Annotated in this window: 10 protein-coding genes and 2 pseudogenes; 8 read left to right on the forward strand and 4 right to left on the reverse strand. The window is 73.5% G+C overall.

Going from position 1 to position 11,430, the window contains the following annotated elements; genetic code table 11:
* The first annotated feature begins 39 nt into the window (after positions 1 to 39).
* The 3 genes from CR470_RS17175 (at position 40) to CR470_RS17185 (ending at position 3,298) form a co-directional block, all read left to right on the forward strand.
* Positions 40 to 645 (forward strand): type 1 glutamine amidotransferase family protein, encoded by a 606-nt coding sequence (locus CR470_RS17175; protein WP_097868473.1) that lies wholly within the window; start codon positions 40 to 42, stop codon positions 643 to 645.
* Positions 638 to 1,195, forward strand: a complete 558-nt coding sequence (locus tag CR470_RS17180; protein WP_097868474.1) for a MarR family winged helix-turn-helix transcriptional regulator — start codon at positions 638 to 640, stop codon at positions 1,193 to 1,195. Before CR470_RS17175 ends, CR470_RS17180 begins: the two co-directional genes overlap by 8 nt.
* A 345-nt stretch (positions 1,196 to 1,540) precedes the next feature.
* Positions 1,541 to 3,298, forward strand: a complete 1,758-nt coding sequence (locus CR470_RS17185; RefSeq protein ID WP_097868475.1) for a serine/threonine-protein kinase — start codon at positions 1,541 to 1,543, stop codon at positions 3,296 to 3,298.
* Here CR470_RS17185 and CR470_RS17190 read toward each other — a convergent pair.
* A complete protein-coding gene (locus CR470_RS17190; RefSeq protein ID WP_097868476.1) occupies positions 3,280 to 4,605 on the reverse strand; it encodes an MFS transporter in 1,326 nt (441 codons plus the stop codon). The two genes, CR470_RS17185 and CR470_RS17190, sit on opposite strands and share 19 nt — an antisense overlap.
* 199 nt (positions 4,606 to 4,804) lie before the next feature.
* On the opposite strand from CR470_RS17190, the gene CR470_RS17195 reads away from it, so the two are divergent.
* Together CR470_RS17195 and CR470_RS17200 are read left to right on the forward strand one after the other, a co-directional pair.
* Positions 4,805 to 5,377 (forward strand): TetR/AcrR family transcriptional regulator, encoded by a 573-nt coding sequence (locus CR470_RS17195; protein WP_097868477.1) that lies wholly within the window; start codon positions 4,805 to 4,807, stop codon positions 5,375 to 5,377.
* A gap of 166 nt (positions 5,378 to 5,543) precedes the next feature.
* The gene (locus CR470_RS17200; RefSeq protein WP_097868478.1) at positions 5,544 to 5,987 is read left to right on the forward strand and encodes a MarR family winged helix-turn-helix transcriptional regulator; all 444 of its coding nucleotides are present in this window, start codon (positions 5,544 to 5,546) and stop codon (positions 5,985 to 5,987) included.
* Between the two features lie 273 nt (positions 5,988 to 6,260).
* On the opposite strand, the gene CR470_RS17205 is transcribed toward CR470_RS17200, so the two are convergent.
* Positions 6,261 to 6,674 carry a DMT family transporter gene (locus CR470_RS17205; protein WP_097868479.1) on the reverse strand — a complete coding sequence of 138 codons (414 nt, stop codon included), beginning with the start codon at positions 6,672 to 6,674 and terminating at the stop codon, positions 6,261 to 6,263.
* Between the two features lie 184 nt (positions 6,675 to 6,858).
* On the reverse strand, positions 6,859 to 7,179 hold the full coding sequence (locus tag CR470_RS17210) for a DMT family transporter (protein WP_097868480.1): 321 nt from the start codon (positions 7,177 to 7,179) through the stop codon (positions 6,859 to 6,861).
* 423 nt (positions 7,180 to 7,602) lie between these two features.
* On the opposite strand from CR470_RS17210, the gene CR470_RS17215 reads away from it, so the two are divergent.
* The 3 genes and pseudogenes from CR470_RS17215 to CR470_RS17225 all read left to right on the forward strand — a co-directional run bounded on the left by CR470_RS17215 (position 7,603) and on the right by CR470_RS17225 (position 9,963).
* Positions 7,603 to 8,220, forward strand: a complete 618-nt coding sequence (locus CR470_RS17215; protein WP_097868481.1) for a GNAT family N-acetyltransferase — start codon at positions 7,603 to 7,605, stop codon at positions 8,218 to 8,220.
* Between the two features lie 111 nt (positions 8,221 to 8,331).
* Positions 8,332 to 8,427 (forward strand): annotated as a pseudogene (locus CR470_RS17220) (DUF397 domain-containing protein); the annotation flags it as partial.
* Between the two features lie 102 nt (positions 8,428 to 8,529).
* Entirely contained in the window at positions 8,530 to 9,963 is a 1,434-nt protein-coding gene (locus CR470_RS17225; RefSeq protein WP_097868482.1) for an FG-GAP-like repeat-containing protein, read from the forward strand.
* A 75-nt stretch (positions 9,964 to 10,038) separates the two neighbouring features.
* Here the strand turns inward: CR470_RS17225 and CR470_RS17230 are convergent.
* Positions 10,039 to 11,409, reverse strand: a pseudogene (locus CR470_RS17230) (helix-turn-helix domain-containing protein); the annotation flags it as partial.
* Between the last annotated feature and the right edge of the window lie 21 nt (positions 11,410 to 11,430).

Consider the following 11,430-nt stretch of genomic DNA (forward strand, 5'->3'; position numbering starts at 1 on the left):
GACATGACAGCATTCTGTCATCGAGTCGAGGAGGTCATCATGACCAGCAGCAGCACCAGAACCGTGCATCTCGCCGTCTACGACACCTTCGCGGACTGGGAGACCGGGCACACCACCGCCCATCTCGCACGGAACGGCTACACCGTGCGGACCGTGGGGCCTTCCCGGGAGCCGGTGACGACCATGGGCGGCCTGCGCGTCCAGCCCGATCTGGCCCTGGACGAACTGCGGGCGCAGGACAGCGCGTTGCTCATCCTGACCGGTGCGGACGAGTGGGACACGGGCGACGGGCTGGCCCCGTTCGCGCGGGCGGCCCGGGGCTTCCTGGACGCGGGGGTCCCGGTCGCGGCGATCTGCGGGGCGACGGCCGGGCTGGCCCGGGAGGGGCTGCTGGACGGCCGCACCCACACGAGCGCGGTCTCCTTCTACCTCGCGGCGACGGGGTACGCGGGCGGCTCGCGCTACGTGGACGCGGACGCGGTCACGGACGGCGGGCTGATCACGGCGGGCCCGACGGAGCCGGTGGCGTTCGCACGGGAGGTCTTCGCGCTGCTCGGGGTGTACGGGCCGGAGAAGCTGGACGCTTGGTACCGGCTGTTCCACGACTCGGACGCGAGCGCGTACGAGGTGCTGGAAGGTGAGTGAGGCGGCGGAGGCGGGGGACGTCCGGGCCCAGCAGGATCTGTTGAGCCGGACGGCACTGACGGTGTTCCGGCTGAACGGGCAGTTCCTCGGAGTGGCCGACGAGCTGGCGCGGCCGGGCGGTCTCACGGCGGCCTGGTGGCAGGTGCTGGGGGCGGTCCTGCGGGAGCCGTTGCCGGTGGCGGGGATCGCGCGGGCGATGGGGATCACCCGGCAGAGCGTGCAGCGGATCGCGGACCTGCTGGTCGGGCGGGGGCTCGCGGAGTACGTGGAGAACCCGGCGCACCGGCGCGCGAAGCTGTTGCGGGTGACGGAGGCGGGGCGGGAGGCGGTGTCCCGGATCGGCCCGTCCCACGCGGAGTTCGCCGCGCGACTGGCGGGGGAGCTGGGGGTGGAGGGGCTGGCGGAGACGGTGCGGGCGCTGGAGCGCTTGTCGGGGGCGGTGGAGAGCCTGACCGCCGCGGAACCGTCCGCTTCCGGCTCCGGCCGTCCCCGTGCGGGGTCCCCCGGTCCCGGCCCGGGGGCGACCGGTTCCAGCCCGTCCGGCGCTTGAGGACGGAACCCTGCCGGTGTCGGGGCTCAGCCTTACCGGGTTTGGCTCCTCCGGGGCACCGGCGTTGTCGCGTGCATCGTCTCTGTCCGATCAAGGGTTCCGTCCTCAAACGCCGGACGGGCTGGGGTGCGGGTCCGCCCGTGCGGTCGACGGGTCCGCCCTCAATCGCCGGACAGGCTGCGGCGTCCGCATCGCCCGACCGACCGGCGGACGCCGAACAGGCCGGCGGCGCGGGGGAACCGCGAGGCGGGCGCGTCGTGTCCTAGACCGGGAGCCCGGGGCGGGGCCGGCGCCGGGTGGCGGCGTTATCCTCGTGCGGGCCGCCGCACCGGGAGGAAGCGCACCATGGACAAGCTCGGGTCCGACGACCCGCACCGCATCGGTGCGTACCGTCTCCTCGGCCGCCTCGGCGAGGGCGGCATGGGCCAGGTCTTCCTCGCCCGCTCCGACCGCGGCCGCACCGTCGCCCTCAAGCTCGTCCGCCACGAGCTCGCCGAGCAGCCCGAGTTCCGGGCCCGCTTCCGCCAGGAGGTCCGTGCCGCGCACCGGGTCGGCGGCGCGTGGACCGCACCGGTGCTGGACTCCGACACCGAGGCCCCCGTCCCCTGGGTCGCCACCGGTTACGTCGCCGGGCCCTCCCTCCAGCGCATCGTCTCGGGCCGCCCCGGCGCCCCGGTCACGGACTCGGGGGCGTACGGGCCGCTGCCGCTGCGTTCCGTACGGTTCCTGGGCTCCGGGCTCGCCCACGCCCTCCAGCACATCCACGGGGCCGGGCTCATACACCGGGACCTGAAGCCCTCCAACGTCCTGATGACCATCGACGGGCCCCGGGTCATCGACTTCGGCATCGCTCGCGCCCTGGAATCCGTGCCCGACGGCGATCTGACCCGCACCGGCGCCCTGGTCGGCTCACCCGGCTTCATGGCCCCGGAGCAGGTACGCGGCGAGCGCGTGACCACCGCGTGCGACGTGTTCTGCCTCGGGTCCGTCCTCGCGTACGCCGCATCGGGCCGGCTGCCGTTCGGTACGACGGAGAGCGGCGGGGTCCACGCCCTGATGTTCCGGATCGCCCAGGAGGACCCGGACCTGACCGGGATTCCGGAGGACCTGGCCGCCGTCGTACGGGACTGTCTGGCGAAGGACCCGGCGGCCCGCCCCGGCACCGGAGAGATCCTGGCCCGCCTGGGCGAGGCGGAAGCGGACGAACCCTGGCTGCCCGCCACCCTCATCGCCCAACTCGGCCGTCACGCCGTGGGGTTGCTCGACGCGGAGGACCCGGAGGACCCGCGCGGCCAGGAAGCCCCGCCCGGTCCCCGGCCCGCCCGGCATCCGCAGCATCCCCCCGCCCCGCAGCACCCGCAGGCCTCCCGGACGAGCCCGGAGCCGCCGGAGAGCCCTGCACGGCCGCCCGCCGCCCCCATACCGCCGGGGCCCCACCCGTACGCGCGACAGCACGCCCCGTACGGCGGCCCCGCCACCCCGGCCCCCGGCCGCACCGCCGAACAGCCTTTCCCTCCGGCCTACTTCGCCCCCACCCCTCCCCCACCCGCCCGGGAACGCCGCTCCGCCGGAGCCACCGTCGCGCTCGTCGCCGTCGCCGTGGTCGTGGCGATAGGCGCGGGCGGATCGGTGTACGCGTTCATGAACGGCGCCACCCCGGGCAAGACCGCCTCCCCCGGCCCCTCGGGCTCCGCCGACTCCGGCGACTCCGGGGGCTCCGGCAGTGGGGAGCAGGGCGGCGAGGGAGCCGTCCCGAAGGACTTCCTGGGGACCTGGACCGGCTCCATACCCGGCGAACAGGGCGCGTCCTCGCGGACGTTGACCATCCGCCAGGGCGAGGTGGGCGACCAGATCCTCGTCCTCACCGCCGAAGGGCCCCTCGCCTCCGGTTCCACGTACCACTGCGAGTTCACCGCCCCCCTCTCCGGCCCGCCCGCCGGGGACGGCCCGGTCCGCATAGGCCCCTCCACGGTGTCCTCCGGCCGCCCGGCCTCCTCCTGCACGCCCGGGAAGCCCACCGAACTGACCCTGCTCCCGGACGGGGACCTGCGCCGGTCGACGGCCGGTACGGGCGAGAGCCTGATCTACACCAAGTCCGACTGACGGGCTCCAGGAGCCGGCGCACCGGGCGGCTCCGCGCCCGCCCCGGGGGACGGCGTCCGCAGCGCCCCGGTGATCAGAGCCGCGCCGCCCAGCAGCACAAGGACCACCACCATCGCGTTCCGCAGCCCCACCTGGTCGGCCAGGAAGCCCAGCGAGGGCGGGCCGACCAGGAACGCCGCGTAGCCCGCCGTCGAGACCGCCGCGACCCGGGCCGAAGCGTTCCGCACGCCCTCGCCCGCCGCCGAGATCGTGACCGGGAACCCCAGCGACGCGCCGAGCCCCCACAGCACCACCGCCGCCCCGGCGAGCACCGCGTTGTCGGAGAAGATCACCAGGGTCACACCGACCGCCGCCACCAGGGCGCTGGCGCGGACCACGGTCGCCGGGCCGTAGCGCACGAGCAGGGGCCCGCCCGTGAACCGACCGGTCGTCATCGCGACGGCGAACAGCATGAACGTCAGCGAACCGGCCGTCGCACTCGTCCCGTGGCCGTCCACCATCAGCAGCGGCAGCCAGTCGTTGGCGGAACCCTCCGCGAAGGCCATGGCCAGCACGATCAGGCCGATCAGCACCAGCCGCCGGTCCCGCCAGACCGCCAATTGCCCGCGGATTCCGCCCGGCCGCCTCGCGCCGCCACCTGCTTCGGAGTCGGCGGCTCCGGCGACTCCGGCGACTCCGGCGGCGGAGCCCACCGCGCCCTCGGGGTCCGCCTCCTCCCGCCCCGTGCCCGCCGGCACCGCCCGTACCGTCCACGCCCCGGCCGCCGCGACGGCGACGGCGACCGCCGCCAGGTGCCAGCCGACCGGGAACCGGACCGCCGTCAGCCCCATCCCGAGCAGCGCGCCGACCACGGTGCCCAGGCTGAAGCAGCCGTGCAGCACCGGCAGGACCGGGCGGCCCAGGGCCCGTTCGACGGCCGCGCCCTCGATGTTGAACGCCACCTCCGCCAGGCCCATCCCGGCGCCGAACAGCGCGAGCCCGCAGAACACCCCGGCCGACACCTCCAACGCCGCACCCCCGGCGATCACCAGCAGCCCGGCCACGAGCAGCCCCGCCCCGACGGCGATCACCGGCCGCCCGCCGTGCCCGCGCACCAGCCCGCCGGAGACCAGCACTCCGGCCATCGAGCCGACGGAGAGCCCGAACAGCACCAGGCCCATCGATCCGGTCGTCACGTCCAGCGCGTCCCGGACGGCCGGGGTGCGGGCGACCCAGGACGCCATGCTCACCCCGGTGGCGAGCATGAAGAGGAAGAGCGCCGCGCGCCAGCGGCGGGTGGTGGCGTCCATGACCGGCGGGTTCTTCATGGGAGTCGGGCCTCGGCAGATCGGTGGGTACGGGAGGGGAGGGCGAGCTCTTGGATGTACGGGTGTACAGGCGTACGAGCGTACGCCCGAAGCGTACGTTCGTACACTCCCTTCCACTCCTCTCCCGACCCCGATTCCACCCGCTCCCCCGCGCTCTATGCTGCGAGGAGGATGACCGAGCCCACCGAGGAGGCCCCGCGTGGCGACAGGGCGCACCGACCCCGAACGGCGGGACCGCATCATCGACGCCGCCCTGGACCTCATCGTCGACGAGGGCGTCGCGGGTGTCTCGCACCGTAAGGTCGCCGCCCGCGCGGGCGTGCCGCTCGGCTCGATGACGTACCACTTCTCCGGCATGGACGAGCTGCTGCACGAGGCGTTCACACGGTTCTCCGGCACGATCGTCGCCGTCTTCGAGGACCGCCTCGGCGCGGCGAGCACCCCCGACGAGGCGCGCGAGGCCGTCGCCGATCTCGTCCACCACCTCTCCGGCGACAACCAGCGCGAGCTGATCCTCACCCACGAGCTCTACACCCTCGCCGCACGCAGGCCCGCCTACCGCGAGCTCACCCGCACCTGGATGGGCCGCAGCCGCCGCGCCCTGGAATGGCACTTCGACCCGGCCACCGCCCGTCAGCTCGACGCGCTCATCGAAGGCCTCTCGATCCACCGCGCCCTGGAGACCGAGCCCCACGAGCGCGCCCTGACGGTCGAGGCGATCGCAAGGATCACGGCGTCGGCCCCGGCGACCCGGACGTCCGCGGCACCCTGAAGGGCATGCCTCACCGGCCCTGACCCACCTGGCCCTTTTACTTGCACCTACAATCACCACATCTCAACCAAAGCCCCTCAGGGGCTCAACTGCGGCGTCACACCCTCCAGATAATTGCATGGGCATGTATCTTGGGGTACATCGCAGTCGAGAAGGGGAGCCGTTCATGACGATCCGCAAGCAGCCGCGCGCCGCCTCCGACCAGACCATGTGGGAGGCGGTTCTCGGCCTGCACGCCTTCGTGGAGCGTCAGCTCGCGCACACCCTGCAGCGCCGCTTCGGCGTCGGCCTCTCCGAGTACCGCGCCCTGGAGGTACTCGCCCAGGCCGAGAACGGCGAAAGCCGTATGCAGGAGCTCGCGGACCACATCGGCCTGGGCCAGAGCTCCGTGACCCGCCTGGTGGGGCGGCTGGAGAGCGCCGGCTACGCCTACAAGGACACCTGCGCCGACGACAAGCGCGGCGTCTACGCCGTCATCACCGACGAGGGCCGCAAGCACTACCAGGACGCCCGCGCCACCTACGCCGACGTCCTCAGCTCGGCCCTCAACACCGCGAGCGCCGACGACCAGCTCGCCCGCGCGGTGCAGGCGCTGCGCAGCGCAGCCTGACACCACCACCACCACGGCCACGGCCACGACGACAGACGGCGGGTATGCGTCCGGACAACCGGACCACCCGCCGTTTCTGCTGCTCAGGACGGAGCACGACCCGCTGCCGCGGGCCGGCGCACGGCTGACGAACGACCAGCCCACCACGGGCGGCTCCCCGACCACCCCGCCCGGCGCGCCCCACCCCGTCCGGTCCCGCCGGTATGCCGCAGGCGCCCGCGGCCCCTCGTGAAGGGCTGGCGGGCGCCTGCGGCATACCGGCGGGAAGGAGCGTCAGATCTGGAGCGCGCCGGGCCGGTCCGCGACCGGCTCGGGCCGGGGCACGGCGACCGTCTCGGGCTTCGTGCGGTCGGCGAGCTTGAGCCAGATGACCCCGACGATGATGACGGCCAGCCAGACACCCTTGGCCGGGGTGAGGGTCTCGTCGAAGAAGAGCGGGCCGAGCACTGCGGCGCCGACCGCGCCGATCCCCGCCCAGACGGCATAGCCGATGCTCACGTCGATCGTCCGGAGGGCGAGGCTCAGCGCGTAGAGCGTCAGCAGGAAGAACACCACCGCGACCAGGGACCAGGTCAGGACGGTGAAGCCTTCGCTGCCGCCGACGGCGAGCGCGTACCCGATCTCGAAGACTCCGGCGAGGAGGAGCGAGAGCCAGGCGTTGGTGGAGCTCTTGGCTGCGTTGGACATGGGAGGTGGGTCCTCTCTCAGGGATGCCGTCAGGTGGTTGCGCGAGGCGTGATGGGGGCGAGGCGTGCGAGACGTGCGAGGTGCGCAAGGCCAGGAGCCACCCTCAAGGGCTCAGGGACTCAAGGACTCAGGGACTCAGGGACTCAGGGGCTCAGGGGCTCAGGGGCTCAGGGGCTCAGGGCCCTCAGGCGGAACCGCTCAGTTGCAGGCCGACGACGCCACCGATGACGAGGAGGATGCCGATCGCCTTGTTCGCGTTCAGGCGCTGGCCGAAGAACAGCGCGCCGAGGACGGTGATGCCGACGCCCGCGACGGACGTCCACAGGGCGTAGCCGACGCCGACGTCGAAGGTCAGCAGCGCCTTGCTGAGGAAGAAGGTCGCGGCGGCGCCGCTGGCCAGGGTGATGCCGGTCCACTTGCGGTTCTTGAAGCCCTCGGCCTTTCCGGCGGCGATGGCGACCAGGATTTCGAAGGCGACGGCGACGGCGAGGTGGAGCCAGTGCATGAGAGGTCCTTCCGTACGGTGAACGGGCGGGGTGAACGGGGAACGCGGAACGGGGCGAGCAGGCAGTCCGGCTGTCAGCGCGGGGAGGCGCTCCCGAAACACTTGCCTGCACATGCAAGAACTTGACTGCCACAGTTCCCCGTGGGCGGCTTGCCTTGCGGAAACAAATCTTGCATGTGCAAGTAACTACTGTCAACCATGAGCGTGCGCACTGGGCATACCACCCAGGACCCTCGGCGACGCCAGCAGACGGGGCAACGGGAGGGAGCCCAATGTCGACTCCCAGAACTTCACCTCCACGGCCCCAGCCGTCAGCCATGCGCCGACCTCACGTCATTGACCGCGCAATCAAGCGCCGGGAACCGGCGAAAAGGGGGCGGGAAACCCCTTGCGGGAGCGCTCCCGCACCTGAAAGATCCCCGCATGACTCCTCCGTCGCCCGTGCTGCGCCCGTACCGCCCCGAGGACCGCGAGGCCCTCTTCGACATCTGCGTACGCACGGGGCACGAGGGCGGGGACGCCCGCCACCTCTACCCGGACCCCGCCCTGCTGCCGAACATCTTCGCCGCGCCCTACGCCGTCCTGGAACCCGAGCTGGCGTTCGTGGTCGAGGACGGCGGGCGCGCGGTCGGCTACATCCTCGGTACGGCGGACACCGTGTCCTTCGTCGACCGCTACCGCGCCGAATGGCTTCCCGGCCTCGCCGAGCGCTACCCGGCCCCCGTACGCGAACCCGCTTCCCCCACCGAGCGGATGACCGCCCTGATGCACGATCCCGAGCGCATGATCGTGCCGGAGCTGGCCGGCTATCCGGCCCACCTGCACATCGACCTGCTCCCGACCCATCAGCGGTCCGGACACGGGCGGCGGCTCATGGATGCCTTCCTCGCCGCCCTGAGCGAACAAGGCGTCGGGGCCGTCCACTTGGGCATGCTGACCGCCAACACCCGCGCCCGCGCCTTCTACGATCGCGTCGGCTTCCACGAGATCGCGGTTCCGGACGCGGGGCCCGTGACGTATCTGGGTCGCTCAACTCAGTGACGCGTACGCCGCGTTGAACAGGATCAGCGTGTGCACGAACCTCCCCGGGCGCGTGGGCGGGTACCGCCACGTCAGCGGCCAGGTGCCACCCCCGAGCGCCGGCACGGGGCCCACGCCGTCCACGTCCGTGACTCCAAGGTGCCCGACGGCCCCGCCCTCGCCGTCGCGCCGGACGCCTGGTCGGCGTTCCTCACCTGGACCGGCTGAACAGTCAGTCTTCCGATCCGGGACCCCGCGTGGCGGCGGCGCGAGGTCCCGTGGCTGAATACCCCCACACATGTCAGGCAACTCAGGGTGGGGGCACTACACATGACCGGAACGATTGCACGGGCCAGACGCACGGCCGCACTGGCCGCCATCGCCGCGATGACCGTGGCCGCGACCACGCTGTCCGGGGGGACAGCACAGGCCGCGCCGCTCCCGGTGCCGCAGGACATCAACGGGGACGGGTACCGGGACGTCGTCGTCCCCGCGCCCCGCGCCACCGTCAACGGGCTGGACTGGTCCGGGGCCGTCGTCGTGCTCTACGGATCCGCCAAGGGCGTCTCCGCCGACAAGCGGGCCGTGATCACGCAGGCTTCGCCGGGAGTACCGGGAGTCGCCGAAGCCGGGGACGCCTTCGGGGCGTCGAGTGCCATCGCGGACCTGGACAAGGACGGTTACGCGGACGTCGTCATCGGATCGCCGTACGAGAAGATCGGCTCCGCGCAGTCGGCCGGCGCGGTGACCGTGCTGTGGGGCAGCAGGCAGGGCCTGGTTTCCGGGGCCGCGCTGCCCACCGTCGTCGAGCCGGACGGGCAGGCGGGCCGGGACGTGGCCGCCTGGTCCGGGCCGGACGGGACCCAGGTCCTCGTCGTCAACAACAACACCACCACCCGCCTCACCGGGCCGTTCACCCGGGCGGGCGGCGTCGCGTCGTCCTACCTGCACGACGAGACGGGGTGGATGCGCTCCGCCGCGTACGGCGATGTGAACGGGGACAAGGCCGCCGACCGGGTGCTCGTCACCGGCCGCATGGGCGGGCTCAGCGGCGGCTACGTGTTCGTCAACTCCACCAACGAGGCCGGGCTCTTCGACCACCGGATGCAGGGCGGCGACGGGCTCACCTCCGCCGTCGGGGACGTCAACGGGGACGGTTACGGCGACCTGGTCGTCGGCGACCCGGACGAGCCCGGCACGGTGGAGGGCCTGTGGGGCCACACCGGCGGGGCGGTGCACGTGTGGTTCGGGTCGGCGAAGGGCGTGGCGTACGACAAAGCGCCGATGATCATCCACCAGGACACGGCCGGGGTGCCGGGCGGCGGGGAACGGTACGACGATTTCGGGGCGTCCGTCGCGGTCGCGGACCTGAACCGGGACGGGGCGGCCGAGATCATCGTCGGGACGCCCGGTGAGGCGATCGGCAGCAAGGGCCGCGCGGGGGCCGTCGTGGTCGTTCCCGGACGCGGTGCGGGACAACTCGGCGCGGGGTCCTACTCCTTCACGCAGAACACCGCCGGAGTGCCGGGCGGGGTCGAGGCGGGGGACCAGTTCGGGGCGACGGTGAGCGCCGGGGACCTGAACCGGGACGGGCGGCCGGACCTCGTGGTGGGCGCCGCGTGGGAGAACGACCAGGGTGCGGTGTGGGTTCTGCCCGGCGGAGCGTCCTCGCCCGCCTACACGTCGTCGGCCTCCTTCGGCCCCGCCGGTCTGGGGCTCACGGCCGCCAGCGGGCTGCTGCTGGGCGGCGACCTCCAGCAGTGACCCGCGTGCTGTGCCCGGGGCGGTGAGCGGGGCTGGGACCGGGGCTGTGACCCGGCCCGTGACCCCGGGGCGGCTTTACGCGGCCCCCAGGTCGCGGGACCTCAGCGCCAGCCACAGGTCGTAGCGGGCGCTCGGAGGCCGGAGCAGCGAGCGCTGGAGGGCCGTTTCCAGCCGGGTGAGGCGCTTGCGGGCGCCGGGCACGCTGATGCCCAGCTCGACGGCCGCGGGCCCCAGGCGGCCCTCGCAGCGCAGCCAGGTGCGCAGGGTCTCCTCGGAGCCGAGGACGGGGGCCAGTTGCTGGTCGGCCCAGTGCCGTACGGCAGGGCGGCGCAGGATCGCGTCGAGACCCCGCGCCGCCTCTCGCGTACCGGATCCGGAGGGGGCGTACGGGGCGGGCTCGGGGGTGCACGCCGGGGCGGGGGCGGCGCGGACGCGCAGCGCCAGGTCGAGGGCGGCCTGGTCGGCCAGCCGGTGCAGGTCGAGGGTGAGCAGCTCGCCGATGAGACGCAGCCGGGCGGCCAGGGTGTTGCGGTGGACCTTGAGGTGGTCGGTCGCGTGCGACGAGAACGCCAGCCAGGAACCGGCCGTGGCCGCCAGCTCCTGGGCACCGGGGTCCTGCGCACGGCGCGGGACATGGGTCAGGAGCGGGGTCAGCAGGTCGTTCGCCCACTGCCGTCCGGCCGGTCCGACGACGAGTGCGGGATCCGGTGAGACCCCGAACCGGGCGTGTCGGGAAGGGAGTTCACGGGCGACGGCCAGGGCATGGAAGGCCTGGCGGTAGCCGGTCGCGGTGTCGGCCAGCGGCACGGGTTCGCTGACGCCCACGACGCAGTCGCCGACCCGGGCGGCGACGGTCTCGTCGGTCGGGGCGGCGGCCGGCTCCGCCTCCTCCGGCTTCCGTGCGGGCATCACCAGGATGAGATGGCGGGCGTAGACGGGGCACCGCACGATCCAGGACCGGCCGCCGTCCGCCTCCGCGCAGACCCGGGCCACCTCGTCGCGACCGTCGCCCGAGCACTCCACGACGCACACCCGTACCGGATCGGGCAGCCGGGGGCGCAGCGCACCGGCGACCTGCTGGGCGATGGAGAGCTGGCCCGTCATCAGCAGGTGCAGCACCGCCTCGCGGCCACGGAACTCGGCGATGTCCACCCGGCGGCGTTTGCGCTCCAGGGTCTCGGCCTGCCGGCACACGGACAGCGGCAGGACCACATCGGCGAGCAGCGTGGCGAGCCCGGCGGCCACGGGCCGGGGGGTGACGACGGCGAGCACGGGGGCGGTGCGGTCGTCGGCGCTCAGGGGGAACAGCAGGGCGGTGTGCCCGCCGGTGTCGAGGGAGTACGCCCGGGCCCCGCGCCCGGTGAGGGCCCTCGCGCCCTCGGCGACGAGCCCCGCGACGTCGGGGACCACCGCCCGCGCGGTACGGGCCGCCGCGTGCAGCACCGTCTCTGTCTCTTATACACATCT

Source organism: Streptomyces sp. rh34 (assembly GCF_002551245.1).
In the GTDB taxonomy this organism is placed as follows: Bacteria; Actinomycetota; Actinomycetes; order Streptomycetales; family Streptomycetaceae; genus Streptomyces.

Bases quoted from the DNA above. Each gene is read 5' to 3' on its own strand.
- CR470_RS17175 (WP_097868473.1), top strand. From the start codon at position 40: ATGACCAGCAGCAGCACCAGAACCGTGCATCTCGCCGTCTACGACACC.
- CR470_RS17185 (WP_097868475.1), top strand. From the start codon at position 1,541: ATGGACAAGCTCGGGTCCGACGACCCGCACCGCATCGGTGCGTACCGT.
- CR470_RS17190 (WP_097868476.1), bottom strand. From the start codon at position 4,605: ATGAAGAACCCGCCGGTCATGGACGCCACCACCCGCCGCTGGCGCGCG.
- CR470_RS17200 (WP_097868478.1), top strand. From the start codon at position 5,544: ATGACGATCCGCAAGCAGCCGCGCGCCGCCTCCGACCAGACCATGTGG.
- CR470_RS17205 (WP_097868479.1), bottom strand. From the start codon at position 6,674: ATGTCCAACGCAGCCAAGAGCTCCACCAACGCCTGGCTCTCGCTCCTC.
- CR470_RS17210 (WP_097868480.1), bottom strand. From the start codon at position 7,179: ATGCACTGGCTCCACCTCGCCGTCGCCGTCGCCTTCGAAATCCTGGTC.
- CR470_RS17215 (WP_097868481.1), top strand. From the start codon at position 7,603: ATGACTCCTCCGTCGCCCGTGCTGCGCCCGTACCGCCCCGAGGACCGC.
- CR470_RS17225 (WP_097868482.1), top strand. From the start codon at position 8,530: ATGACCGGAACGATTGCACGGGCCAGACGCACGGCCGCACTGGCCGCC.